Annotated in this window: 18 protein-coding genes, 2 tRNA genes and 4 rRNA genes; 11 read left to right on the forward strand and 13 right to left on the reverse strand. The window is 57.3% G+C overall.

The window, feature by feature from the left end; all coding sequences use genetic code 11:
* Positions 1-83: 83 nt before the first annotated feature.
* A complete protein-coding gene (locus PSH90_RS00495; RefSeq protein ID WP_016772305.1) occupies positions 84-299 on the reverse strand; it encodes a dodecin in 216 nt (71 codons plus the stop codon).
* A gap of 166 nt (positions 300-465) precedes the next feature.
* Here PSH90_RS00495 and PSH90_RS00500 point away from each other — a divergent pair, with 166 nt between their 5' ends.
* Positions 466-792, forward strand: coding sequence for a YqjD family protein (locus PSH90_RS00500; RefSeq protein WP_039757078.1), 327 nt, complete (start codon positions 466-468; stop codon positions 790-792).
* Here the strand turns inward: PSH90_RS00500 and PSH90_RS00505 are convergent.
* Positions 765-1,682: a LysR family transcriptional regulator gene (locus PSH90_RS00505; protein ID WP_095182271.1), complete on the reverse strand. Its 918-nt coding sequence runs from the start codon at positions 1,680-1,682 to the stop codon at positions 765-767. The genes PSH90_RS00500 and PSH90_RS00505 overlap by 28 nt on opposite strands.
* 113 nt (positions 1,683-1,795) lie before the next feature.
* Between PSH90_RS00505 and trpB the strand changes: the two genes are divergently transcribed.
* Both trpB and trpA read left to right on the forward strand, forming a co-directional pair.
* Entirely contained in the window at positions 1,796-3,037 is a 1,242-nt protein-coding gene (gene trpB, locus PSH90_RS00510; RefSeq protein WP_305381927.1) for a tryptophan synthase subunit beta, read from the forward strand.
* Positions 3,037-3,846: a tryptophan synthase subunit alpha gene (trpA, locus tag PSH90_RS00515; RefSeq protein WP_076564881.1), complete on the forward strand. Its 810-nt coding sequence runs from the start codon at positions 3,037-3,039 to the stop codon at positions 3,844-3,846. Before trpB ends, trpA begins: the two co-directional genes overlap by 1 nt.
* Before the next feature lie 58 nt (positions 3,847-3,904).
* Here trpA and PSH90_RS00520 read toward each other — a convergent pair whose 3' ends face one another.
* From PSH90_RS00520 to PSH90_RS00565, 10 genes are all read right to left on the reverse strand, one after another.
* Positions 3,905-5,866: a DUF4105 domain-containing protein gene (locus PSH90_RS00520; protein ID WP_236167911.1), complete on the reverse strand. Its 1,962-nt coding sequence runs from the start codon at positions 5,864-5,866 to the stop codon at positions 3,905-3,907.
* The gene (locus PSH90_RS00525; protein WP_041476450.1) at positions 5,863-6,183 is read right to left on the reverse strand and encodes a DUF2388 domain-containing protein; all 321 of its coding nucleotides are present in this window, start codon (positions 6,181-6,183) and stop codon (positions 5,863-5,865) included. Before PSH90_RS00525 ends, PSH90_RS00520 begins: the two co-directional genes overlap by 4 nt.
* Positions 6,184-6,210: 27 nt before the next feature.
* Entirely contained in the window at positions 6,211-6,528 is a 318-nt protein-coding gene (locus tag PSH90_RS00530; RefSeq protein ID WP_056791311.1) for a DUF2388 domain-containing protein, read from the reverse strand.
* A gap of 108 nt (positions 6,529-6,636) precedes the next feature.
* On the reverse strand, positions 6,637-6,954 hold the full coding sequence (locus tag PSH90_RS00535; RefSeq protein ID WP_016772298.1) for a DUF2388 domain-containing protein: 318 nt from the start codon (positions 6,952-6,954) through the stop codon (positions 6,637-6,639).
* 333 nt (positions 6,955-7,287) lie between these two features.
* Positions 7,288-7,503: a DUF1127 domain-containing protein gene (locus PSH90_RS00540; RefSeq protein WP_007911656.1), complete on the reverse strand. Its 216-nt coding sequence runs from the start codon at positions 7,501-7,503 to the stop codon at positions 7,288-7,290.
* A 321-nt stretch (positions 7,504-7,824) separates the two neighbouring features.
* On the reverse strand, positions 7,825-9,318 hold the full coding sequence (locus PSH90_RS00545) for an acetyl-CoA hydrolase/transferase family protein (RefSeq protein WP_071173986.1): 1,494 nt from the start codon (positions 9,316-9,318) through the stop codon (positions 7,825-7,827).
* A 214-nt stretch (positions 9,319-9,532) separates the two neighbouring features.
* Positions 9,533-10,966, reverse strand: coding sequence for an NAD(P)(+) transhydrogenase (Re/Si-specific) subunit beta (locus PSH90_RS00550; protein WP_041476447.1), 1,434 nt, complete (start codon positions 10,964-10,966; stop codon positions 9,533-9,535).
* The gene (locus tag PSH90_RS00555; RefSeq protein ID WP_003220416.1) at positions 10,966-11,286 is read right to left on the reverse strand and encodes an NAD(P) transhydrogenase subunit alpha; all 321 of its coding nucleotides are present in this window, start codon (positions 11,284-11,286) and stop codon (positions 10,966-10,968) included. The genes PSH90_RS00550 and PSH90_RS00555 overlap by 1 nt, the downstream gene beginning before the upstream one ends.
* A 15-nt stretch (positions 11,287-11,301) precedes the next feature.
* Positions 11,302-12,423, reverse strand: a complete 1,122-nt coding sequence (locus PSH90_RS00560; RefSeq protein ID WP_056791317.1) for a Re/Si-specific NAD(P)(+) transhydrogenase subunit alpha — start codon at positions 12,421-12,423, stop codon at positions 11,302-11,304.
* Positions 12,424-12,857: 434 nt separating this feature from the next.
* Positions 12,858-13,757: a LysR family transcriptional regulator gene (locus PSH90_RS00565; protein WP_095182267.1), complete on the reverse strand. Its 900-nt coding sequence runs from the start codon at positions 13,755-13,757 to the stop codon at positions 12,858-12,860.
* Between the two features lie 157 nt (positions 13,758-13,914).
* On the opposite strand from PSH90_RS00565, the gene PSH90_RS00570 reads away from it, so the two are divergent.
* From PSH90_RS00570 to rrf (PSH90_RS00605), 8 genes are all read left to right on the forward strand, one after another.
* Complete coding sequence (locus PSH90_RS00570) at positions 13,915-15,096, forward strand: acyl-CoA dehydrogenase (protein ID WP_024015035.1); 1,182 nt, start codon at positions 13,915-13,917, stop codon at positions 15,094-15,096.
* Between the two features lie 14 nt (positions 15,097-15,110).
* Positions 15,111-16,331, forward strand: a complete 1,221-nt coding sequence (locus PSH90_RS00575; RefSeq protein WP_076564898.1) for a CaiB/BaiF CoA-transferase family protein — start codon at positions 15,111-15,113, stop codon at positions 16,329-16,331.
* A 629-nt stretch (positions 16,332-16,960) separates the two neighbouring features.
* Positions 16,961-18,496: ribosomal RNA gene (locus PSH90_RS00580) — 16S ribosomal RNA — on the forward strand.
* Positions 18,497-18,577: 81 nt separating this feature from the next.
* A tRNA-Ile gene (locus PSH90_RS00585) sits at positions 18,578-18,654 on the forward strand.
* A 30-nt stretch (positions 18,655-18,684) separates the two neighbouring features.
* A tRNA-Ala gene (locus PSH90_RS00590) sits at positions 18,685-18,760 on the forward strand.
* A 247-nt stretch (positions 18,761-19,007) separates the two neighbouring features.
* Positions 19,008-21,901 (forward strand): 23S ribosomal RNA (locus PSH90_RS00595).
* A gap of 154 nt (positions 21,902-22,055) precedes the next feature.
* Positions 22,056-22,171 (forward strand): 5S ribosomal RNA (gene rrf / locus PSH90_RS00600).
* A 105-nt stretch (positions 22,172-22,276) separates the two neighbouring features.
* A 5S ribosomal RNA gene (gene rrf, locus PSH90_RS00605) occupies positions 22,277-22,392 on the forward strand.
* The 16S, 23S and 5S rRNA genes sit together here with 2 tRNA genes alongside, the layout of an rRNA operon.
* Positions 22,393-22,458: 66 nt before the next feature.
* On the opposite strand, the gene PSH90_RS00610 is transcribed toward rrf (PSH90_RS00605), so the two are convergent.
* A complete protein-coding gene (locus PSH90_RS00610) occupies positions 22,459-23,637 on the reverse strand; it encodes a PepSY domain-containing protein (protein ID WP_095181160.1) in 1,179 nt (392 codons plus the stop codon).
* Positions 23,638-23,649: the final 12 nt, after the last annotated feature.

Raw genomic sequence — 23,649 nt, forward strand, 5'->3', positions numbered from 1 at the left:
CCACCCGATGCGCTCACCTTGTAGCGCTTTGCCATTCCCTATGGCACTCGGCCAGCGCGCAAGTTCAGAAGACTAGCTCAAACTCAGCTGGCGGCAATCTTGAAGCCGACTTTCAGCGTTACCTGAAAGTGCGCCACCTGGCCGTTTTCGATGTGGCCACGGGTTTCGGTCACTTCAAACCATTCCAGATTGCGCAGGGTTTTGTTGGCTTCGGCCAGTGCGTTGTTGATGGCGTCTTCGATGCTGGTGGTGGACGAACCGACCAGCTCGACTTTCTTGTACGTGTGATGGTCACTCATGGCGTTCTCCTTGGGTTGGAATGGCGTATGAAATTGAGCCTAGCAGGCAATTGCACTGTTGATTTCGGCGCCTCTGCGCTGCCGAAGTTCAGAATTTCTGCACTTTCTCGAAGTGGTGAAGTCCCAACCAACACACGCCACTCATCACCAATGCAGGAGAGCCACCATGGCCAACACCTCTTTACGTAAAGCCTCGTTGCAAAGCATGGAAGCCGAGATCGAGAGTCTGCTCAAATCGTTGGAAAGCTTGAAAGACGATGCTTCGGACGAGTCGCGCAAGACCCTCAAGGCGCTGAAAAGCAATGCCGAAAGTGCACTGAAACATTCCCGTCATCTGCTCAGCGACGCGTACGAAGAAGTCAAAGTGAAAACCCGCGAGACCGGCATTGCCACTCGTGATTACGCGCAGGAACATCCTTGGACCACAGCCGGTGTGGCTGTCGGTGCAATCGGTCTGCTCGCTGCCTACTTTTTGTTCAAGCGCGGTGAGTGATCAGGCTGGCGCAGCTCGTTTTTGAGCCACTGCGCCAGTTGCCGGGCGCGCCCGTCCGCGGCGCGCTTGGGTAGCCACAACGCCAGTTGCGCCGGGGTTTCGCAGAAGCCCCACGGCGCAACCAGGCGACCCGCCTTCAGGTCTTCAGTTACTAACGGCTCCGGTGCGATTGCCACGCCGAGACCTGCAACAGCCGCCTCCAGCAAATAATACAAATGCTCAAAACCTTGCCCGAGCTTCAACGCCTTGGGATCGAGGTGGTTTTGCTGCGCCCAGCTGGGCCAGGCTTGCGGGCGAGAGGTGGTGTGCAGCAAGGGCTGCTTGAGCAATTCTGCGGCAGGAGCGTCGTGCAGGTTCTGATAACCGCTGAATAACGGGCTCATCACCGGGCCGATGCGTTCCGCCGCCAGTTCATAGACCTGCATATCGGCCGGCCACGGTGGCTCGGCGAACAGCAATAGCGCATCGAGTCCCGGGCGCCGAGGGTCGAGATCGCCTTCACCGGCCGACAGGTGCAGTCGCAGATCCGGCAAATCGGCATTCAACCGCCCCAGGCGCGGAATGAACCAGCGCGCCAGCAGACTCCCCGAACAACCAAGCACGAATGGCGCATCGGCAGTGCTTTGGGTCAATTCCGCACAAACACTGCGCAAGCGATCGAACGCCTCTGCGCTGGCATCGCGCAGACGCACGCCGGCATCTGTGAGTTTCAAGCCGCGCCCATCCTTCACGAACAGACTCACGCCGAGATGTTCTTCAAGCGCTTTCAGCTGGCGGCTGACCGCGCCGTGAGTGACATGCAGCTGCTCGGCAGCCTGACTGACGCTGTTCAGACGGGCGGTGGCCTCGAAGGCGCGCAAGGCATTGAGCGGGGGAAGGTCGTGGCTCATGGTATCTGTGAGTTTTCCTGACAGGTTGCGGCGATCTTATCGGTTTTCAGCCTGGAAAGTCAGGGGTAGAGTGGTCGTCATTGTCTTCTGACCGAATTCACCTGGAGCGACCCATGACCCAGACTTCGAACACCTCTGATCTGCGTAACGGCCCTGACGCCAACGGCCTGTTCGGTGCGTTCGGTGGCCGTTATGTAGCGGAAACCCTGATGCCGTTGATCCTCGACCTGGCCCGCGAATACGAAGCGGCCAAGGAAGATCCGGCATTCAAAGAAGAATTGGCCTACTTCCAGCGTGATTACGTCGGACGTCCGAGCCCGCTGTATTTCGCCGAACGCCTGACCGAGTTCTGCGGCGGCGCCAAGATCTACCTCAAGCGTGAAGAGCTGAATCACACCGGCGCGCACAAGATCAACAACTGCATCGGCCAGATCCTGCTGGCGCGGCGCATGGGCAAGAAGCGCATCATCGCCGAGACCGGCGCCGGCATGCACGGCGTGGCCACGGCCACCGTCGCTGCGCGTTTCGGTCTGGACTGCGTGATCTACATGGGCACCACCGACATCGAACGTCAGCAGGCCAACGTCTTCCGCATGAAGCTGCTTGGCGCTGAAGTCATTCCGGTGGTGGCTGGCACCGGCACCCTGAAGGATGCGATGAACGAAGCCCTGCGTGACTGGGTGACCAACGTCGACAACACTTTCTATCTGATCGGCACTGTGGCCGGCCCACACCCTTATCCAGCAATGGTCCGCGACTTCCAGGCCGTCATCGGCAAGGAAACCCGCGATCAGCTGCAGGCTCAGGAAGGTCGTCTGCCGGACAGTCTGGTGGCATGCATCGGTGGCGGTTCCAACGCCATGGGCCTGTTCCACCCGTTCCTCGATGACAAGAGCGTGGAGATCATCGGCGTCGAAGCCGCCGGTTATGGCATCGAAACCGGCAAGCACGCGGCCAGTCTGAACGGCGGTGTGCCGGGCGTGCTGCACGGTAACCGCACTTTCCTGCTGCAGGACGACGATGGGCAGATCATCGACGCCCACTCGATTTCCGCTGGCCTCGACTATCCGGGCATCGGCCCTGAACACGCCTGGTTGCATGACATCGGCCGCGTCCAGTACACCTCGGTGACCGACGACGAAGCGCTTGAAGCGTTCCACAAATGCTGCCGTCTGGAAGGGATCATCCCTGCCCTGGAAAGCGCTCACGCCCTGGCCGAAGTGTTCAAACGTGCACCGAAGCTGCCGAAGGATCACCTGATGGTGGTCAACCTCTCGGGCCGTGGCGACAAGGACATGCAAACCGTAATGCACCATATGCACCATATGCAACAGTCGCAGCAGGAGAAACACTGATGAGCCGCCTGCAAACCCGCTTTGCCGACCTCAAGCAACAGAACCGCGCCGCGCTGGTGACCTTTGTCACCGCTGGCGATCCTGACTACGACACTTCGCTGGCAATCCTCAAAGGCCTGCCTGCCGCAGGTGCCGATGTGATCGAGCTGGGCATGCCGTTCACCGATCCGATGGCCGATGGCCCGGCGATCCAGCTGGCCAACATTCGCGCCCTGGGCGCCAAACAGAATCTGGCGAAAACCCTGCAAATGGTGCGCGAATTCCGTGAAAGCAACAGCGACACGCCGCTGGTGTTGATGGGTTACTTCAACCCGATTCACAAATTCGGCGTCGAGCGTTTCATCGCAGAAGCCAAGGATGCCGGCGTCGATGGCCTGATCGTGGTCGACATGCCACCAGAGCACAACGAAGAGCTGTGCGACCCGGCGCAGGCTGCTGGCCTGGACTTCATCCGCCTGACCACGCCGACCACCGACGACGCGCGCCTGCCGCGTGTGCTCAACGGTAGTTCCGGTTTTGTCTACTACGTGTCGGTCGCGGGTGTCACCGGCGCCGGTGCAGCGACTCTGGAACACGTGGAAGAGGCGGTTGCGCGTCTGCGTCGGCATACCGACCTGCCGATCAGCATTGGCTTCGGTATCCGTACACCGGAGCAGGCTGCGGCCATCGCGCGTCTGGCTGACGGTGTGGTGGTGGGCTCGGCGTTGATCGATCACATCGCCAGTGCCGATACGCCTGAGCAGGCCATCGATGGCGTGTTGAGTCTGTGTTCGGCGCTGTCCCAAGGCGTGCGCAAGGCTCGCGTCTAAAGCCGCAGGGGAAATCAAAAAGGCTTCAGAACAGGCGTTCTGAAGCCTTTTTTTGTGCTCAGGGCAATTGCAGTCCGCCCGAAGCCTTGTGCAGTTTGCGCAGATGCTCGCCAATCTGTTTCACGTTGGCCTCGCTGGCGGCAATCTCGGCGGCGCGCTTGGGTTCGAGCAGCTTGCGCACTTCAGTATCGAGGTCGCCGGACAGGGCGAGCAGCTTCTTCTGCCGTTGGCTGCTTTCCGCTTCCAGTCGGCCAAACTCGCTCGGCTGCGGTAGTCCGTAACCTTTGGAGTCGAGCAGTTCCGCCGGGCGGCTGAGGAAACCACTGTTGGCGAGGATTTCCTGCAAGGTCGCGTTGGCCTTGTCCATGCCGCCGTTCTCCAGCTCGCGGGCGCCGAGGTAGCGTTGCTTGACCTCGTCCTGGGCCAGCAACAACTGCCGGCGGAAACTGGCTTGCTCCAGCAGCAACAGCGCCGCGCTGGTGCGCAGGTCGGCGCGGTCGAACCATTCGCGGCGTTGCTCAGCGCTGAGTGACAGCCAGTCTTCGACAGTGGTCTGCTTGATCGGCAGCTGCTTCTTCAATACATCGAACATCGCTTGATAGCGATCGCGGAACGAGTCGAAGCGGTAACCCAGACGCAGCGCTTCTTTCGGATCGTCGAGCACACTGGTGTCGGCCAGACCACGGCCCTTGAGCACTTCCAGCAAGCCGTTGGGCATGATGCTGTCGAGGCCGACCAGTTGGCTGTTATTGCTACCGCTGCGCAACAGTTTCAAGCCTTCCACCGCGCAGTTGTTGGAGAGGAAGAAGTAATTGCCGTCGTAACTCCAGTGCATCTCGGCGGCATGTTCGACCACGCCCTCGATCTCCTCGCGAGACAGGTTCAGCGGCACTGAAGCGAGGCTGCGCAGCTCGGTCTTGGTGTATTCGTCGATCACCTGTGCCAGCGGCAACACGAACAGCCGCGACGGGTATTTGCCGACCAGTCCGTCCCAGCTCGACAGCTGCACATCGCCAACGAAGGCGCGATAGGACAGCACCAAGTGTTGATCGAGATCGAGGCGGCAATCCGGGCCGCGCGGGCGACCGGGGGCGCAGATCACCAGGCGCAACATGCTGTGGCCCCAGCGACTGACCCAGTTCTGATTGGCCTCGGCCAGCAGGTAATCGACAGCGTAGACGCGCTCCGGATCGACTTGCCCCAGAGGCTGCTTGGCGAAGTCATTGCCCGCATTGAGAAAGGCAAAGCTCTTGCTGCAGGTGTCCTGCGCTGGCGGCGCCCAGCCGAAATGTTCCTTGTAGTAGCGATACAACGCCGGGCGGCGGCAGGCGTAGCTCGGGTCGAGGAGGAAGTACTCCATGTTGACCGCAACGAACTCCTTGGGGCTGGAAATCTCGTAGAGATCCGGGCTGCGCGCGATCTGGCGGTTGTGTTGTTCACGCTCGCCACGGCGGCCGACGTACTGTTGCCACCCGGCCAGGTCAAGCAGGCGCGGATCGTCGCTGATGGTGAAGCGGCGACCGTTCTGCCCGCGACACTCATCGGGAATACCGATCAGCCCGGCGCTGTTGAAGCGTCGGGTGCAGCGCTGGATCAACGTGCGCTCAGCGCTTGGCCATAAACGCGCGCGGTCGTAGATATGCGTGATTTCGTGCAGCACTGTGGCTAGCAGTTCCTGGCGCACAGTGCCGTGGGGGCGATTGGTTTTTTCTTTGGCCGCGCTGCCATCGGTGAGAGCGGCGAGAAGCTTGCGATTCAGATCAAGCTCGGCAACCAGCGTTGCCTGCCCGTAAGCGTTGGCCGGCATGTCATCGGTCCAGCCGACATCGATACGCCGATCCAGCCGCTCGATGAAGCTCGGCGGCAGTTTCGCCATGGCCTCATCAATCAGCGCCTGACTGACCTGTTGTTGAGCGGGGCTCAGACCCTCGGTCTTGAGCCGCAATTGCAGGCCGGCGTGGGCGCTGTTGCCAAGCAGCAACAACGCCCCGGCCAGCAGCCAGGCGCCAACGGACCTCACAGTGCGAGGATGGCTTCGGCGAGTACCTGATCACTGGCGTCGCGCGCTTCCGGCACCCGTGTACGCAATGTGTTGAGAGCGGCCTCGAGGTGCGCGCCACGGATGTCGCCGTTGCTGGCGACGAAACTGGCGGCGTCGTCGTGGGCTTCGCGGATGATTTTCGAATCGCGAATCGACGTGGTGGTATCGGAGGTGAAATCGATGCTGCGCTGGGAGGCACGAACGATGATGTTACTGGTGGCTACCAGGGTGTGCGCCTGGGCCACATCGGCCAACACAAACAGGCCAAGGGCGGCAGCAATCAGCGGGCTACGCATGGAACGACTCCGGAAGGACAAGGATAACTATTGGACGAGAATTGCTTCTGCCAGTTCAAGGTCGCTGGCATGAAGTTTCGGCCGGGTTTTGCGCAGGTAATGCAGCGCGGATTCCAGCCGTGCGCCTCGCCATTCACCGTCACTGGCGACGAAGGCGGCCGCGTCATCATGGGCGGCGCGCAGCAGTTTACGGTCGAACGGCGCAGAAGACACCATGCTGGTGGCGTAACCGCTGACAACCGTGCCTTGGGTCGATGCATTGAAAGCATCGAAGGCGTTGGCAGACATCGCCCAGCAGGCGGTGAATAGAGTGGAAGAGATGAGCAAAGTTGGAAGAAAGCGCATGGGACTCGACAACTGTTAGCGAGCCTGAAGGCTAGCGCAAATGCCCGGGCCAGAGCCAGCGTTGAAACATCGGGACACGGCTGGCGTGTCCCGCAATACCGCAAGCGATCAGAGCGTCAGAATGGCCTGAGCCAATTGGGCATCGGTGGCATTGAGTTGTGGCGCCTGATGGCGGATGTGATCGAGCGCGCTTTCCAGCTTCACCCCACGGATATCGCCTTCGCTGGCCACGAAGCTGGCGGCATCGTCGCGGGCGGCGAGGACGATCTTGTCGTCACGGAACGAGGAGGTCACATCGGAAGTGGCGTCGGAAGTGGCTTTCAGCGCGCCGACGATCGAGTCGGTGGTCACGATGAAGCTGGTAGCGCTGGCGTTGGCAGCCACGGCCAGCAGGGCGGCGGCACTGAGCAGGCGAAGACGGGTCATGATGTAACTCCTTTGGATAAACCGTAGTGAGAGGTGGCTCGGTATCTGAGGAGTCAGACGCCTGTTGCGCAACGTTCGCCACGTTCTGCATGGATATTAGGCTGCCAAATCCGGTTCGCCCAGTGGTGGCCAGTGATACTCCAAAGGTTCTGCATAACTGTACTGGTGTTATCTGAGGTTTTCGTAAATTGTACCTGTTCTCGTTCAGTTATGCGTTTTAGAGCATTCAAGGCCCTGAAACGACAAAACCCGCCGTGGTTGCCCACGACGGGTTTTGCTTGTGCAATTCGGGTTGCTGGCGGTGGGTCTGACGACCAGAGCCAGCGACGCTGCTTAGCGCCAGAACGGCTTGCTCAGCTCTTCGTAGCGTTGTGCTTCGCTGATACCGGCGTCGGCCAGCAGACGCGAATCCAGACGGGCCAGTTGGTGGCGGCTGGAGATGCGGCGCTGCCACAACATCAGGTTGGCGATAACGCGCAGAGGCAGGGAAGCCTGGGTGTTTACAGCTTTGTCTTCGAAGAACAGTTCGGAACTGAGTGTACGTTCCATGGTTGACATCCTTCCGCTTGTGGCGGGATCAGGTAGTGGTTTGACTGGTGCCCATGATCCTCTCGTTTGGATAGTCTCTGTAGATACAGTTCATTTGTATTGTGAGTGAGCAGTTAACTGTTTATGGATGGTGTACGGGTCGAAATTGGGCGAACTGTACCTGTCTGCACTTGATTGGTGCATTTCGGCTCGTATCAGGGGGTTGAGTAGGAGTTTGCGGTAGGAAAAGACCGGTACAGCAGTACAGTTTTTTGCGATCCTGTTTCTCGCGGGCATCCACCGAGGCAAAACTGTGTTTGCCTCGGTGGGTATCTGTGTGAATCACACTGCCAGCATGCGCCCGGTTTCTTCCAGGTTCATATGCCAGCTCAGGGCTTCGCGCAGAATATGCGGGGTGTGACCGCCGATTGCACAGGCAGCGCTGAAGTAATCATTCAGTGCCTGGCGGAAGTCCGGATGCACGCAGTTGTCGATGATCACTCGTGCACGTTCCCGTGGCGCCAGGCCACGCAGGTCGGCGAGGCCGACCTCGGTTACCAGAATGTCGACGTCATGCTCGGTATGGTCGACGTGGCTAACCATGGGCACCACGCTGGAAATCGCGCCACCCTTGGCGATCGACTTGGTGACGAATACCGCCAGATGCGCATTGCGTGCGAAGTCGCCGGAACCGCCGATGCCGTTCATCATCCGCGTACCGCAGACATGGGTGGAGTTGACGTTGCCATAGATGTCGAACTCCAGCGCGGTGTTGATGCCAATGATGCCCAGACGCCGCACCACTTCCGGGTGATTGGAGATCTCCTGCGGCCGCAGAATCAGTTTGTCCTTGTACTTCTCCAGGTTGCCGAACACGTCGCTGTTGCGGCGCTCGGACAGGGTGATCGAACTGCCCGAGGCGAAGCTTAGCTTGCCGGCATCGATCAGGTCGAAGGTCGAGTCCTGCAGCACTTCCGAGTACATGGTCAGGTCTTCGAACGGCGAGTCGATCAAGCCGCACATCACTGCGTTGGCGATGTTGCCGATGCCGGCCTGCAGTGGGCCAAGCTTGTTGGTCATGCGCCCGGCCGCGACTTCCTGCTTGAAGAAGGTGATCAGGTGTTCAGCGATGGCATTGGTATCAACGTCCGGTACCGACACTGTGGATGGCGAGTCCGACTGCTGAGTGATGACAATCGCAACGATCTTCTCCGGTGGAATCGGGATCGCCGTGCTGCCGATGCGATCGTCGACTTTCACCAGCGGGATTGGCGTCCGCGTCGGGCGGTACGTCGGGATATAGATGTCGTGCAGGCCTTCGAGGTTGGCGTTGTGGGCCAGGTTGATTTCGACGATCACTTGTTTGGCGAAGATCGCGAAGCTGGCCGAGTTGCCCACCGACGTGGTCGGCACGATATGGCCTTGTTCGGTGATGGCGACTGCCTCGATGACGGCGATGTCCGGCAGCTTCAATTGCTGGTTGCGCAACTGCTCGACCGTTTCCGAGAGATGCTGGTCAATGAACATCACTTCACCGGCGTTGATTGCCTTGCGCAACGTGCTGTCGACCTGAAACGGCATGCGCCGCGACAGCACGCCGGCCTCGGTCAGTTGCTTGTCGAGGTCGTTGCCCAGGCTGGCGCCAGTCATCAGGCTGATCTTCAGCGGCGTGACCTTGGCGCGCTCGGCCAGTGCGTGGGGAACGGCCTTGGCTTCGCCGGCGCGGGTGAAACCGCTCATGCCGACGGTCATGCCGTCCTCAATTAGAGCGGCAGCGTCGGCAGCGCTCATCACTTTGTCCAACAACGAAGGCAGGCGAATACGGTCACGGTACATGGATTATTATCTCGGGCAACGAGTAGCAGGATGCGCAGTCTAGTGAATTTGGCCGGCGCCTGTCCCGCTACCAAGGTCGCAAACGAGGCCTCTATTTCGCGGGTTTGCAGTAAAACACCGTTACCGGATCTGCAACAACGCGGCAAATTGTCCAGCGTCTGGCGCAAACAAAAACGCCCCGACAAGTCGGGGCGTTCGTTATTGCAACGGGTGATTACTCGACCGCTTTGACCATGTCTTCGATGACTTTCTTCGCGTCGCCGAAAACCATCATGGTCTTGTCCAGATAGAACAATTCGTTGTCCAGACCGGCATAGCCGCTGGCCATCGAGCGCTTGTTGACGATGATGGTCTTGGCCTTGAACGCTTCGAGAATCGGCATGCCGGCAATCGGTGACTTCGGATCGTTCTTCGCGGCCGGGTTGACCACGTCGTTCGCGCCGAGCACCAGCACCACGTCGGCCTGACCGAACTCGGAGTTGATGTCTTCCATCTCGAACACCTGGTCGTAAGGCACTTCGGCCTCGGCGAGCAGGACGTTCATATGCCCAGGCATCCGACCGGCCACCGGGTGGATCGCGTACTTCACAGTCACGCCGCGATGGGTCAGCTTCTCGGTCAGCTCCTTCAGCGCATGTTGTGCACGCGCTACTGCTAAGCCATAACCCGGGACGATGATCACGGTGTCGGCGTTGGTCAGCAGGAAAGTCGCGTCATCCGCCGAGCCGGATTTCACCGGGCGGGCTTCCTGCGCACCGGCAGGACCTGCATCTGCCGTATTGCCGAAACCGCCGAGCAGTACATTAAAGAAGGAGCGGTTCATCGCCTTGCACATGATGTACGAGAGAATCGCACCGCTCGAACCCACCAGCGAGCCGGCAATGATCAGCATCGAGTTGTTCAGCGAGAAACCGATGCCCGCCGCCGCCCAGCCGGAATAGCTGTTGAGCATCGACACCACCACCGGCATGTCGGCGCCGCCGATCGGGATGATGATCAGCACGCCCATCACGAACGCCAGGGCCAGCATCAGTGCGAACGCCGTAAGGTTGCCGGTGAACATGAAAGTCAGACCGAGAACCAGCGTTGCCAGACCCAGAATCGCATTGAGCTTGTGCTGGCCACTGAACTGTACCGGTGCGCCCTGGAACAGGCGGAACTTGTACTTGCCCGAGAGCTTGCCAAAGGCAATCACCGAACCGGAGAAAGTGATCGCACCGATTGCCGCACCGAGGAACAGCTCCAGACGGTTGCCCGCCGGGATCGCATCGCCCAGCTGTTTAACGATACCCAACGACTGCGGCTCAACCACTGCCGCAATGGCAATGAACACCGCCGCGAGGCCGATCATGCTGTGCATGAACGCTACCAGTTCCGGCATCTTGGTCATTTCAACGCGTTTGGCCATGATCGAACCGGCGGTGCCGCCGACCAGCAGGCCAACGATGACGTAACCGATACCGGCTGTAGCGAGCTCAGCCCCGAGCTTATAGATCAGGCCGACCGTTGTGATGATGGCCAGCGCCATGCCAAGCATGCCGAACAGGTTGCCGCGCCGCGAGGTGGTCGGGTGGGACAGGCCTTTGAGGGCCTGGATAAAGCAGATCGACGCGATCAGGTAGAGCGTCGTCACGAGATTCATGCTCATTACTTCGGCGCCTCTTCTTTTGCTTTCGGGGCTTTCTTCTTGAACATCTCAAGCATGCGGCGGGTGACCAGGAAGCCACCGAACACATTGACCGCCGCCAGTGCCACAGCCAGCGTGCCCATGGTCTTGCCCAAAGGCGTGACTGTCAGCGCAGCGGCGAGCATGGCGCCGACGATCACGATCGCGGAAATGGCGTTTGTGACTGCCATCAACGGCGTGTGCAGCGCAGGTGTAACGTTCCAGACCACGTGGTAACCGACATAAATCGCCAGCACGAAGATGATCAGGTTGTAGATACCGGGGGAGATAAGCTCTTCCATCGTCTGAATCCCTGCTTAGGCGTTTTTGCGGATGACTTGGCCGTCGCGGCACATCAGGCACGCGGCGACGATGTCGTCTTCGAGGTTGACGTCGAACTGGCCTTCCTTGGTGAACACCAGCTTGAGGAAGTCCAGCAGGTTGCGTGCGTACAGCGCCGAAGCGTCGGCGGCGACTTCACCGGCGAGGTTGGTCGGACCGACGATCGTCACACCGTTTTCCACAACGACCTGATCGGCGACGGTCAGCGGACAGTTGCCACCCTGAGCGGCCGCTAGGTCGATGACCACCGAGCCCGGCTTCATCTGCGCCACGGTCTCGGCGCTGAGCAGCGTCGGCGCTTTGCGGCCCGGAATCAGCGCGGTGGTGATGACGATATCGGCCTGCTTGGCGCGCTCGTGCACGGCCTGGGCCTGACGCTGCATCCAACTCGCCGGCATCGGCCGCGCGTAACCGCCGACACCGACGGCGCATTCGCGCTCTTCATCGGTCTCGTAAGGCACGTCGACGAACTTCGCGCCGAGGGATTCGATCTGTTCCTTCACCGCTGGACGCACGTCGGACGCTTCGATCACCGCACCCAGGCGTTTCGCTGTGGCAATCGCCTGCAAACCGGCCACGCCCGCGCCAAGAATCAGCACCCGCGCCGCTTTCACGGTACCCGCAGCAGTCATCAGCATCGGCATGAAGCGTGGGTAATGGTGAGCCGCGAGCAACACCGCTTTGTAGCCGGCGATATTCGCCTGCGACGACAACACATCAAGACTCTGCGCCCGCGAGGTGCGCGGCGCCGCTTCGAGGGCGAATGCGGTAATGCCGCATTCGGCCATCTTCGCGATGGTCTCGTTGTTGAACGGGTTGAGCATGCCCACGAGCACCGTGCCGCGCTTGATCAGCGGCAGTTCGGCATCGCTTGGCGCGACCACTTTGAGAATCAGCTCGGCGCCAAACGCGTCATTGGCGCTGCCAATGCTTGCGCCGGCCGCTTCATAGGCACTGTCGACGACACTGGCTTTGACGCCAGCGCCGCTTTGCACAGTGACCTTATGGCCTTGGCTGATCAGCTTCTTGATGGTTTCCGGGGTTGCAGCAACCCGTGTTTCACCGGTCTGGGTTTCGAGAGGAACACCAATGTGCACGTCAAATCTCCTGCGTGATCTTATTGAGTAAACCCATGCACTACGGATGGTGCGACTGGGGCGGCCGATCAGCACGATCCCGCCGAATCAGGGCGGGGCGCGGCATTTTGCAGGCGAACTTTATGCCCTTCAAGGGGTTATGACGGGTGACGGAAAATTAACTACAAGTCATGCCGTGACCGAATGTCGCAGATGGCCAGTTGAACCCCTTGCAGGCCGTGCCCTGCAAGGATTCTGGCTGAATTTGAAAAAAATTCGCATCGGTGGCGTGAATAGGCAGCAATGAGTCGCCGTTAGAGGCTCAAAGCCACGTGTTTGGCAGCTTGTGGGACGTCTGTACGACTTTCGGATACAGTCTGCTCAGAAGCGACAAATAGTTATATCTGTAGGGCTTTGGTTTTTCTGACTACGAGGTTAGGTATTGCGCAAAGCCTTTATTCTTCTAGGCTGTAGCTCTGCGCCTGATTTACCAGCCAGTCACGAAATGCCTTCAGCGATGCCGATTCGACCTTTCGCTCCGGAATCATCAGGTAATAGGCCTTGATGCTGGAAAGCGCTTGAGAGTTGGCAACCACCAGACGTTTCTCTGTCAGCTCGCGCTGAATCAGAAACGGCGGAATCAGCGCAACGCCCATGTCGTGCATGGCTGCCTGGGCAAGCATCGAGAATAGCTCGTAGCGTGGACCTGTCATGTCGCGAGGGATATTCAATTGCTGCGAGTTGAACCATTGGCGCCAGGCGTAAGGTCGGGTGGTCTGCTGCAGCAGCGGTAGCTCGGCGATGGCTTGCGCTGTCAGCTGCGTGTGATCGCCGAGTAGGGCGGGGCTGCACACCGGCATCGGATTCTCGCCCATCAATCTGTGGGATTCGGTACCCGACCAATCGGCATCGCCGAAGTAGATCGCGGCATCGAATTCGGTGTCGGCAAACAGGAACGGCCGGGTGCGGTTGGTCAGGTTGACGGTCACTTCCGGGTGCTTGAGCTGGAAATCCTTGAGCCGTGGCAGCAGCCATTGCGTGCCGAAGGTCGGGACGACTGCGAGCTCGATGACGTTGGTGCCCTGCTGGCCCATTACCGAGAGGGTGTCGCGCTCCACCGCATCAAGCTGAGTCGCCACCCGACGACTGTAGGAAAGACCCGCCTCGGTCAGTTTCACTCCACGTCGCGAGCGTCGGAACAGTTCCACGCTGAGGAAATCTTCCAGGCTGGCGATCTGTCGGCAAATGGCGCCTTGGGTGAGCGACAGTTCTTCAGCAGCACGGGTAAAGCTCTCATGGCGGGCGGCAGCTTCGAAACTGATCAGGGCGGCGGTGCTGGGGATCTTCCTGCGCATGTACGTCAACCTCACTAATGCGCCGCATAAAAGGCTATTCGCGACGGTACGGAGTGAGAAATTAGCACAACAGAATGCGAAATCCTCGTTTGCTCCGACGGCGAACCGCGCCTAGGATCAATGCCACGTTAATTCACCCGATTGCGAGGGCACACTCATGGGCGGTAAAGCTAGCTTCAACTGGATCGATCCCCTGCTGCTGGATCAACAGCTCACCGAAGAAGAGCGGATGATCCGCGACACCGCCGCGCAGTTCGCTCAACAGAGTCTCGCCCCGCGTGTGCTCGAAGCTTTCCGTCATGAAAAGACCGACCCGGCAATCTTCCGCGAGATGGGTGAAGTCGGCCTGCTCGGTGCGACCATTCCCGAACAATACGGTGGCAGTGGTCTGAATTACGTCAGTTATGGCCTGATTGCCCGTGAGGTCGAGCGCGTCGACTCCGGCTATCGCTCGATGATGAGCGTGCAGTCCTCGCTAGTGATGGTGCCGATCAACGAATTCGGTACCGAAGCACAGAAACAGAAGTATCTGCCGAAACTGGCTTCCGGCGAATGGATCGGTTGCTTCGGTCTGACCGAGCCGAACCACGGTTCCGATCCGGGCGCGATGATCAGCCGGGCGCGCAAGGTCGATGGCGGCTACAGCCTGACCGGCGCGAAGATGTGGATCACCAACAGCCCGATTGCTGACGTATTCGTGGTCTGGGCCAAGGACGATGCTGGCGACATCCGTGGTTTCGTTCTGGAGAAAGGCTGGAAAGGCCTGAGCGCTCCGGCGATTCACGGCAAGGTCGGCCTGCGCGCTTCCATCACCGGCGAGATCGTCATGGACAACGTCTTCGTGCCGGAAGAAAACATCTTCCCGGACGTCCGTGGTCTGAAAGGTCCGTTCACCTGCCTCAATTCCGCACGCTACGGCATTTCCTGGGGCGCACTGGGCGCGGCCGAGTTCTGCTGGCACACCGCGCGTCAATACACTCTGGATCGTCAGCAATTCGGTCGACCGTTGGCCGCGACTCAACTGGTGCAGAAGAAACTCGCCGACATGCAGACCGAGATCACTCTGGCACTGCAAGGTTGCCTGCGCTTGGGCCGGATGAAGGACGAAGGTACCGCCGCCGTTGAAATCACTTCGATCATGAAGCGCAACTCCTGCGGCAAGTCGCTGGATATTGCGCGGATGGCGCGCGACATGCTCGGTGGCAATGGTATCTCCGATGAGTTCGGCGTGGCCCGTCATCTGGTCAACCTGGAAGTGGTGAATACCTATGAAGGTACCCACGACGTTCACGCGCTGATCCTCGGGCGTGCGCAAACCGGTCTGCAGGCGTTCTATTAATAGGAGGGCGGACCATGGGCGCGCTGTCGCATCTACGGGTACTGGATTTATCGCGAGTACTGGCCGGGCCTTGGGCCGGACAGATCCTCGCCGACCTGGGCGCCGAGGTGATCAAGGTCGAGCGCCCGGGCAATGGTGATGACACCCGCGCCTGGGGCCCGCCCTTTCTTAAAGATGCTTACGGCGAGAACACATCGGAAGCGGCTTATTACCTCTCGGCAAACCGCAACAAGCAATCGGTGACCATCGACTTCACCCGTTCTGAAGGGCAGAAGCTGGTGCGCGACCTGGCGGCGAAGTCGGACATTCTGATTGAGAATTTCAAAGTAGGTGGTCTGGCGGCCTATGGTCTGGACTATGAGTCGCTGAAGGCGCTCAACCCGAATCTGATCTATTGCTCCATCACCGGCTTCGGCCAGACCGGCCCTTACGCCAAGCGTGCGGGGTATGACTTCATGATCCAGGGCCTCGGCGGCTTGATGAGTCTGACTGGTCGACCTGAAGGAGATGAAGGCGCTGGGCCGGTGAAAGTGGGCGTGGCGCTGACGGATATTCTTACCGGGCTGTATTCGACAGTGGCGATCCTCGCGGCATTGGCTCATCGCGATCACGACGGTGGCGGCCAGCACATCGATATGGCGTTGCTGGATGTGCAGGTCGCGTGCCTGGCCAATCAGGCGATGAACTACCTGACCACCGGCAATGCGCCGAAGCGCCTGGGCAATGCGCATCCGAATATCGTGCCTTATCAGGACTTTCCTACGGCGGATGGCGACTTCATTCTCACCGTGGGTAATGACGGGCAGTTCCGCAAGTTCGCCGAAGTCGCGGGGCAACCGCAGTGGGCGGATGACCCGCGCTTCGCGACCAACAAGCTGCGGGTGGCGAACCGCGCGGTGTTGATCCCGTTGATCCGCCAAGCTACGGTCTTCAAGACCACGGCCGAGTGGGTTGCTCAATTGGAGCAGGCGGGCGTGCCTTGTGGGCCGATCAATGATCTGTCGCAGGTATTTGAAGATCCTCAGGTGAAGGCGCGCGGTCTGGCGATAGAGCTGCCGCATGCATTGGCGGGGATGGTGCCTCAGGTGGCCAGCCCGATTCGGTTGTCGGAGACGCCCGTTGAATATCGTCATGCGCCTCCTTTATTAGGTGAGCACACATTAGAGGTTCTGCAGCGGGTGCTGGGTCTGGGGGCAGGCGCGGTGGCTATGTTGAAGAAGGAAGGCGTCCTTTAAGTCTTCTTCTATATAGAAGAAGCTCTTTTCTCATCTGATTGGATGTTTTTTAACCAATACGCAAGTTATTGAAAGAAAAGCGAAATTAACGGTTGACGGCAGATTCCAGAGGTCTATAATTCGCCCCACTTCCGGCGCAGTCGAAACGGAAAACTCCTTGAGATTCAAAGAGTTACGCAGTTTTCGACAGTGGCTTGCTTCAGATCATCGAAGCCTGGAAGGAGTTGAAAGAGCAGTGATGTGTAGCTCTTTTAACGGTTCGATCTTCTCGGTCGAAAGCGGAGAAAAGAGGTGTTGACAGCAGCGATTAACGCTGTAGAATTCGCCTCCCGCTAACGAGAGATCGGAAGCGCAAGTGGTTGAAGTTGTTGAAGAATTCTTCGAAAACTTCTGAAAATAATCACTTGACAGCAAATGAGGCTGCTGTAGAATGCGCGCCTCGGTTGAGACGAAAGATCTTAACCAACCGCTCTTTAACAACTGAATCAAGCAATTCGTGTGGGTGCTTGTGCAGTCAGACTGATAGTCAACAAGATTATCAGCATCACAAGTTACTCCGCGAGAAATCAAAGATGTAACCAACGATTGCTGAGCCAAGTTTAGGGTTTCTTAAAAACCCAAAGATGTTTGAACTGAAGAGTTTGATCATGGCTCAGATTGAACGCTGGCGGCAGGCCTAACACATGCAAGTCGAGCGGATGAGAGGAGCTTGCTCCTGGATTCAGCGGCGGACGGGTGAGTAATGCCTAGGAATCTGCCTGGTAGTGGGGGACAACGTTTCGAAAGGAACGCTAATACCGCATACGTCCTACGGGAGAAGCAGGGGACCTTCGGGCCTTGCGCTATCAGATGAGCCTAGGTCGGATTAGCTAGTTGGTGAGGTAATGGCTCACCAAGGCGACGATCCGTAACTGGTCTGAGAGGATGATCAGTCACACTGGAACTGAGACACGGTCCAGACTCCTACGGGAGGCAGCAGTGGGGAATATTGGACAATGGGCGAAAGCCTGATCCAGCCATGCCGCGTGTGTGAAGAAGGTCTTCGGATTGTAAAGCACTTTAAGTTGGGAGGAAGGGTTGTAGATTAATACTCTGCAATTTTGACGTTACCGACAGAATAAGCACCGGCTAACTCTGTGCCAGCAGCCGCGGTAATACAGAGGGTGCAAGCGTTAATCGGAATTACTGGGCGTAAAGCGCGCGTAGGTGGTTTGTTAAGTTGGATGTGAAATCCCCGGGCTCAACCTGGGAACTGCATCCAAAACTGGCAAGCTAGAGTATGGTAGAGGGTGGTGGAATTTCCTGTGTAGCGGTGAAATGCGTAGATATAGGAAGGAACACCAGTGGCGAAGGCGACCACCTGGACTGATACTGACACTGAGGTGCGAAAGCGTGGGGAGCAAACAGGATTAGATACCCTGGTAGTCCACGCCGTAAACGATGTCAACTAGCCGTTGGGAGCCTTGAGCTCTTAGTGGCGCAGCTAACGCATTAAGTTGACCGCCTGGGGAGTACGGCCGCAAGGTTAAAACTCAAATGAATTGACGGGGGCCCGCACAAGCGGTGGAGCATGTGGTTTAATTCGAAGCAACGCGAAGAACCTTACCAGGCCTTGACATCCAATGAACTTTCCAGAGATGGATTGGTGCCTTCGGGAACATTGAGACAGGTGCTGCATGGCTGTCGTCAGCTCGTGTCGTGAGATGTTGGGTTAAGTCCCGTAACGAGCGCAACCCTTGTCCTTAGTTACCAGCACGTAATGGTGGGCACTCTAAGGAGACTGCCGGTGACAAACCGGAGGAAGGTGGGGATGACGTCAAGTCATCATGGCCCTTACGGCCTGGGCTACACACGTGCTACAATGGTCGGTACAAAGGGTTGCCAAGCCGCGAGGTGGAGCTAATCCCATAAAACCGATCGTAGTCCGGATCGCAGTCTGCAACTCGACTGCGTGAAGTCGGAATCGCTAGTAATCGCGAATCAGAATGTCGCGGTGAATACGTTCCCGGGCCTTGTACACACCGCCCGTCACACCATGGGAGTGGGTTGCACCAGAAGTAGCTAGTCTAACCTTCGGGGGGACGGTTACCACGGTGTGATTCATGACTGGGGTGAAGTCGTAACAAGGTAGCCGTAGGGGAACCTGCGGCTGGATCACCTCCTTAATCGACGACATCAGCTGCTGCATGAGCTCCCACACGAATTGCTTGATTCATTGAAGAAGACGATAGAAGCAGCCCGAAATTGGGTCTGTAGCTCAGTTGGTTAGAGCGCACCCCTGATAAGGGTGAGGTCGGCAGTTCGAATCTGCCCAGACCCACCAATTTTGTGTGGGAAACGCCTGTAGAAATACGGGGCCATAGCTCAGCTGGGAGAGCGCCTGCCTTGCACGCAGGAGGTCAGCGGTTCGATCCCGCTTGGCTCCACCACTACTGCTTCTGAAGTTTGAAAGCTTAGAAATGAGCATTCCACCGGTTTGGTGATGAATGTTGATTTCTAGTCTTTGACTAGATCGTTCTTTAAAAATTTGGGTATGTGATAGAAAGATAGACTGAACGTTACTTTCACTGGTAACGGATCAGGCTAAGGTAAAATTTGTGAGTTCTCTTAGTTGAGAAATTCGAATTTTCGGCGAATGTCGTCTTCACAGTATAACCAGATTGCTTGGGGTTATATGGTCAAGTGAAGAAGCGCATACGGTGGATGCCTTGGCAGTCAGAGGCGATGAAAGACGTGGTAGCCTGCGAAAAGCTTCGGGGAGTCGGCAAACAGACTTTGATCCGGAGATGTCTGAATGGGGGAACCCAGCCATCATAAGATGGTTATCTTGTACTGAATACATAGGTGCAAGAGGCGAACCAGGGGAACTGAAACATCTAAGTACCCTGAGGAAAAGAAATCAACCGAGATTCCCTTAGTAGTGGCGAGCGAACGGGGACTAGCCCTTAAGTGGCTTTGAGATTAGCGGAACGCTCTGGAAAGTGCGGCCATAGTGGGTGATAGCCCTGTACGCGAAAATCTCTTAGTCATGAAATCGAGTAGGACGGAGCACGAGAAACTTTGTCTGAATATGGGGGGACCATCCTCCAAGGCTAAATACTACTGACTGACCGATAGTGAACTAGTACCGTGAGGGAAAGGCGAAAAGAACCCCGGAGAGGGGAGTGAAATAGATCCTGAAACCGTATGCGTACAAGCAGTGGGAGCAGACTTTGTTCTGTGACTGCGTACCTTTTGTATAATGGGTCAGCGACTTATTTTCAGTGGCGAGCTTAACCGAATAGGGGAGGCGTAGCGAAAGCGAGTCTTAATAGGGCGTCTAGTCGCTGGGAATAGACCCGAAACCGGGCGATCTATCCATGGGCAGGTTGAAGGTTAGGTAACACTGACTGGAGGACCGAACCGACTACCGTTGAAAAGTTAGCGGATGACCTGTGGATCGGAGTGAAAGGCTAATCAAGCTCGGAGATAGCTGGTTCTCCTCGAAAGCTATTTAGGTAGCGCCTCATGTATCACTGTAGGGGGTAGAGCACTGTTTCGGCTAGGGGGTCATCCCGACTTACCAAACCGATGCAAACTCCGAATACCTACAAGTGCCGAGCATGGGAGACACACGGCGGGTGCTAACGTCCGTCGTGAAAAGGGAAACAACCCAGACCGTCAGCTAAGGTCCCAAAGTTATGGTTAAGTGGGAAACGATGTGGGAAGGCTTAGACAGCTAGGAGGTTGGCTTAGAAGCAGCCACCCTTTAAAGAAAGCGTAATAGCTCACTAGTCGAGTCGGCCTGCGCGGAAGATGTAACGGGGCTCAAACCATACACCGAAGCTACGGGTATCATCTTCGGATGATGCGGTAGAGGAGCGTTCTGTAAGCCTGTGAAGGTGAGTTGAGAAGCTTGCTGGAGGTATCAGAAGTGCGAATGCTGACATGAGTAACGACAATGGGTGTGAAAAACACCCACGCCGAAAGACCAAGGTTTCCTGCGCAACGTTAATCGACGCAGGGTTAGTCGGTCCCTAAGGCGAGGCTGAAAAGCGTAGTCGATGGAAAACAGGTTAATATTCCTGTACTTCTGGTTATTGCGATGGAGGGACGGAGAAGGCTAGGCCAGCTTGGCGTTGGTTGTCCAAGTTTAAGGTGGTAGGCTGAGATCTTAGGTAAATCCGGGATCTTAAGGCCGAGAGCTGATGACGAGTGTTCTTTTAGAACACGAAGTGGTTGATGCCATGCTTCCAAGAAAAGCTTCTAAGCTTCAGGTAACCAGGAACCGTACCCCAAACCGACACAGGTGGTTGGGTAGAGAATACCAAGGCGCTTGAGAGAACTCGGGTGAAGGAACTAGGCAAAATGGCACCGTAACTTCGGGAGAAGGTGCGCCGGTGAGGGTGAAGGACTTGCTCCGTAAGCTCATGCCGGTCGAAGATACCAGGCCGCTGCGACTGTTTATTAAAAACACAGCACTCTGCAAACACGAAAGTGGACGTATAGGGTGTGACGCCTGCCCGGTGCCGGAAGGTTAATTGATGGGGTTAGCTAACGCGAAGCTCTTGATCGAAGCCCCGGTAAACGGCGGCCGTAACTATAACGGTCCTAAGGTAGCGAAATTCCTTGTCGGGTAAGTTCCGACCTGCACGAATGGCGTAACGATGGCGGCGCTGTCTCCACCCGAGACTCAGTGAAATTGAAATCGCTGTGAAGATGCAGTGTATCCGCGGCTAGACGGAAAGACCCCGTGAACCTTTACTATAGCTTTGCACTGGACTTTGAATTTGCTTGTGTAGGATAGGTGGGAGGCTTTGAAGCGTGGACGCCAGTTCGCGTGGAGCCATCCTTGAAATACCACCCTGGCAACTTTGAGGTTCTAACTCAGGTCCGTTATCCGGATCGAGGACAGTGTATGGTGGGTAGTTTGACTGGGGCGGTCTCCTCCTAAAGAGTAACGGAGGAGTACGAAGGTGCGCTCAGACCGGTCGGAAATCGGTCGTAGAGTATAAAGGCAAAAGCGCGCTTGACTGCGAGACAGACACGTCGAGCAGGTACGAAAGTAGGTCTTAGTGATCCGGTGGTTCTGTATGGAAGGGCCATCGCTCAACGGATAAAAGGTACTCCGGGGATAACAGGCTGATACCGCCCAAGAGTTCATATCGACGGCGGTGTTTGGCACCTCGATGTCGGCTCATCACATCCTGGGGCTGAAGCCGGTCCCAAGGGTATGGCTGTTCGCCATTTAAAGTGGTACGCGAGCTGGGTTTAGAACGTCGTGAGACAGTTCGGTCCCTATCTGCCGTGGACGTTTGAGATTTGAGAGGGGCTGCTCCTAGTACGAGAGGACCGGAGTGGACGAACCTCTGGTGTTCCGGTTGTCACGCCAGTGGCATTGCCGGGTAGCTATGTTCGGGAAAGATAACCGCTGAAAGCATCTAAGCGGGAAACTTGCCTCAAGATGAGATCTCACTGGAACCTTGAGTTCCCTGAAGGGCCGTCGAAGACTACGACGTTGATAGGTTGGGTGTGTAAGCGCTGTGAGGCGTTGAGCTAACCAATACTAATTGCCCGTGAGGCTTGACCATATAACACCCAAGCAATTTGCTGACCTGAAAAGGCGCCAGATTGCGGTGTGTGAAGACGAAACGAACCGAAAGTTCGAAATTCACAAACACCTAGCTGTCACATACCCAATTTGCTGAAGCGAGGCCATCCGGTCCCGAGTCAGTACCCGAATTTCTTGACGACCATAGAGCGTTGGAACCACCTGATCCCATCCCGAACTCAGCAGTGAAACGATGCATCGCCGATGGTAGTGTGGGGTTTCCCCATGTGAGAGTAGGTCATCGTCAAGATTAAATTCCGAAACCCCAATTGCGAAAGCAGTTGGGGTTTTGTTTTAGTAGAAGTTCCTGTTTTTGCTGGTTTGTTACCGTGTTGACGGGCCAGATAAAGAATTTCTTGACGACCATAGAACATTGGAACCACCTGATCCCATCCCGAACTCAGCAGTGAAACGATGTATCGCCGATGGTAGTGTGGGGTTTCCCCATGTGAGAGTAGGTCATCGTCAAGATTGAATTCCGAAACCCCTGTCTGCTAACGCAGACAGGGGTTTTGTCATTTAAGCGTGTACGAAAGATCATGCCGTTCTGCGAGTCTTGCTGCTGCGTCTTGCCCGCCACTTGCGCCACCAGATATAAACGCCCGTCCCTGACAACCCCGCAATCAACACACCCAGTACCGCGATCATTACCTGCCCTGTCACCCCGATGATCCGTCCCCCATGTATGGGCAACTGGAGTCGATAGAACTGCTCTCCAAGCGTGCCCTGTCCCGCGACCTCCTGTCCCAATAATCGGCCATCGGTACCGTGAAAGAACAACCAGGATTTACCGTGAGCGTCCGTATCGTGCTGTCCAAATCCTGCGCCGTAGAAGTTGTACTCAAAGCTGTAATACAACTCGCCGATCGCGGCCGTCAGTCCTAATCGTTCCCCTTCCTGCAATGCCCTTTCGTACGCCTGTTGATAGCTCAACTGTGTCGTCCCCAGTTGATTGGCGGGCATTCGTCCTCTGGCTTCATAAACGCTCGGCTCGATGGGCGAAAACAAAGAAACCGCAGGCTTGAACACTTGGCTCGGCAAGTTCATTGCTACGCTGCTGACGGCGATCGGTAACAGCAGCAGCCACAACCACAATCCTCCGGCGCGATGCAGGTCGAAGTTCAAGCGGTAGGCATGCCCGCCTTTGACCTTCCAAGCAGTCGCCCACTTCTTCCAGAAGGGCTTGCCGCGCGGCAAGGTCAGGAACAATGCGACAAAGCAGTCGATCACCCACGCGATCGCCACCCCACCCATCAACAGCAATCCCCAGTTACCCGGCAATGTCAGGTTGTAGTGAAACTCCAGAATGAACGGGATGAAGTTCTCCCGCTGAAAACAGCATTCACCCCAGTAGCGCGCGCCTTTTTGCTCCGCGCTGATCGGGTCCAGATAGAACACCTGATTGCGCTCATCGAACGGCTGGCCCGTCGCCGGATCTTTACGCGGAACGGCCGCCAGCAGCGCCGTATGCCCCGCCTCCTGCGGATACTCCATGTACCAGACTTGCAGTTTCGGATGTGCAGTTTGCACCGCCTCTACCAACGCGCCGGGCGGCAGGCGCTCACCCACTGACGTCGCTTTATAGAATTGCGGATTCAGCCATTCATCCAGTTCATGATTGAACGCCAGCACACTGCCTGTAAGGCCCGCCAGCAATAGAAACACCGCAATGGCCAGGCCGATATATCGATGCAATAAAACCAGAAACGCACGCATACAGAACACCCC

It is taken from the genome of Pseudomonas sp. FP1762 (assembly GCF_030687105.1).
Classification (GTDB): domain Bacteria; phylum Pseudomonadota; class Gammaproteobacteria; order Pseudomonadales; family Pseudomonadaceae; genus Aquipseudomonas; species Aquipseudomonas siliginis.